Genomic DNA, 2025 nt, shown 5'->3' with positions numbered 1-2025 from the left:
CGAAGCGCAGGCTTTGGCGCGCTGAACTGTTCTATTGCTGAAAATGCGGGACATCTCGTCGCTCGAATCACTCTATCTGATCGGCCGCCTCTAATCAGCCTCGATCCGTAGGGCCGAGCACACCGGGCTACCGCGGATGCTGGCCTCTATCAACAAAACCATCTCCTACCTCTGCAAGGCCGCATCTGCGCGCCACCTTCCGGGTGATCACACCTCACGCCCGTCTCGGAAGGATCCGCGCATCGCGCTCGAGCTCGATCAGGTCGGAGGGTCATCTGATCGACGGTCAGGATATGTGAGACGGGAACAGTTCTGCCGAGAGCAGCGTTGCCCCTTGGCCGCTATACAGGCGGGGGAGATGGACAATGTCGAAGAGCACACGTCTCTGTGCAGCAGCCATGCTGACAGCCCTCATGATCGGACCCGCCTTCACACAGTCGGCTCTAGCACAGATGGCTCCGGCTCCGGGCTCTGTGCAGACTGATGAGCAAAATGACGAGTTCAACTGGGGTCTGCTCGGCCTCCTGGGGCTGGCAGGCTTGGCGCCGCTGTTCATGAAGAAGGACCGCGAAGGCAACGTTCACCCAGACACCCGACGATAAGTGTCGGATGGCTAAACGCCTTCTCGTGAGCTTGGTCGGTAACACGTGATGACGCAGAAGACGACGTATGACGCGCAGCTTTCGGCGTCTGAAGGCAGCGGGATTGTGTGCGGCTTTTTCTTGGCTGCTGATCCGGCGATGTACCGCAAGGGGCGCGTTGATGCTGGTGCCGATGGACCAGCAGGAACGGGTGGATGATGCGCTGCGGATGTGGCTCGGCGCGCAGATGGTGTCCATGAACCTGGTTGATCGGCCGGCCGTCGCCGCTGGCGCTGGGGCTGTTTGCCGGCCTCGTCGGCTTCGTGCCGCTGCGGGGAGGGGTGGCCGGCGCGGTGCCGCCGCTGCTGTTGGCCCTGGCAACGGGCGGGGATGCGCTGCTGTGGACGGCGGTGCCGTTCCTGGCGATCCAGCAGCTGGAATCCAACATGATCCTGCCGCTGGCCGAAAAGCACATGCTCAGCATGCCACGATCGCACCAACCGGCTCGGCCAAGCCGGCAATCAGTGTGGCCAGCACGGCGGACCGTCTACTGCCGGTGGCATAATAAAACCGGGACGGCAATCGATATGCCCTCTGGGAGGTTGTGGACGGCGATGGCGATGGCGAGTGGACCGCCGACCACTGGGTCATCAAGCGTGGCAAAGAAGGTTGCCATTCCCTCCGGCAGGTTGTGCGCGGAGACGGCCGCCGCCGCGAGAAGGCCAACGCGACCGACAGGCGGCGACATCGGCATGCGGGTTTGCGACGACCCGATCGAGAATGGCCAGAACTGCGATGCAGCCGAACAGGGCTAGGAGGGCGTAGCCGGCACGGTCCCCGTGATCTTGCGCCAGCGCCTGCACGGACTTCGGCAGGATCTCGACCAGGGACACGTAAACCACTGCGCCGCCAGCGAAGGCCAGCGCAACGGCAAGCAGCCGCGGGTCGGCTCGATCTGCCCGCGCGACCGCGAAGCTGCCAAGGACCGTTGAAAGGCCTGCAGCGAACGTCAGGCCGAGCGCAAGCAAGGCTTCGGCGGAAAGAGGCTGGGCATGACTGTGAAAGCCGGCTCCTGGTTTAGGAGTGGCTCAAAGCCACTCTGTAAGGCCGCCAGTGATGGGGCTCAGCCCAGCGCGCCGGCATCATCACGTGGTACAGCCACCTCCGGCAGCAGCCGCACCGCAACCCGCGCCGCACCATTCAGTTCCCGCTCCACCGCGGCTGCGCCTTCGGCGCGCAGCGCCTCCGACAGCCGGTTCTCCGGCTCGCCCACCACCAATGCCGCCACCGTAGTTCCCGGAAAGCGGCGCTTAAGGCGGCGCAGCAGGTAGCGCGCGGCAGCGGCGGAGGCACCGCCGTCCACCGTGCACAACCAAGCCTGCCGCACACTGCCCGGCTCGAAGCCAGGTAGGTCACCTCCCCGTAACATCTCGGTCGATGCCGT

General features: G+C 64.7%; 5 protein-coding genes. 4 read left to right on the top strand and 1 reads right to left on the bottom strand.

Going from position 1 to position 2025, the window contains the following annotated elements; translation table 11 throughout:
* Positions 1 to 365 precede the first annotated feature (365 nt).
* From ACFHPP_RS30865 to ACFHPP_RS30850, 4 genes are read left to right on the top strand one after another with little or no spacing between them, the layout of a single operon-like run.
* Positions 366 to 602 carry a WGxxGxxG family protein gene (locus ACFHPP_RS30865; protein ID WP_437167051.1) on the top strand — a complete coding sequence of 79 codons (237 nt, stop codon included), beginning with the start codon at positions 366 to 368 and terminating at the stop codon, positions 600 to 602.
* A gap of 48 nt (positions 603 to 650) precedes the next feature.
* Complete coding sequence (locus ACFHPP_RS30860) at positions 651 to 800, top strand: hypothetical protein (protein WP_437167050.1); 150 nt, start codon at positions 651 to 653, stop codon at positions 798 to 800.
* Positions 801 to 847: 47 nt separating this feature from the next.
* Positions 848 to 1396, top strand: coding sequence for an AI-2E family transporter (locus tag ACFHPP_RS30855; protein WP_437167049.1), 549 nt, complete (start codon positions 848 to 850; stop codon positions 1394 to 1396).
* Positions 1397 to 1420: 24 nt separating this feature from the next.
* Complete coding sequence (locus tag ACFHPP_RS30850) at positions 1421 to 1573, top strand: hypothetical protein (protein WP_437167048.1); 153 nt, start codon at positions 1421 to 1423, stop codon at positions 1571 to 1573.
* A 131-nt stretch (positions 1574 to 1704) separates the two neighbouring features.
* Here the strand turns inward: ACFHPP_RS30850 and ACFHPP_RS30845 are convergent.
* The coding region (locus ACFHPP_RS30845) for a hypothetical protein (protein ID WP_437167047.1) at positions 1705 to 2025 on the bottom strand (321 nt) is incomplete at its 5' end.

The sequence above is a fragment of the Falsiroseomonas sp. E2-1-a20 genome (genome assembly GCF_051433195.1).
Taxonomy (GTDB): Bacteria; Pseudomonadota; Alphaproteobacteria; order Acetobacterales; family Acetobacteraceae; genus Falsiroseomonas.
This window is presented reverse-complemented; position numbering and strand designations above follow the sequence as displayed.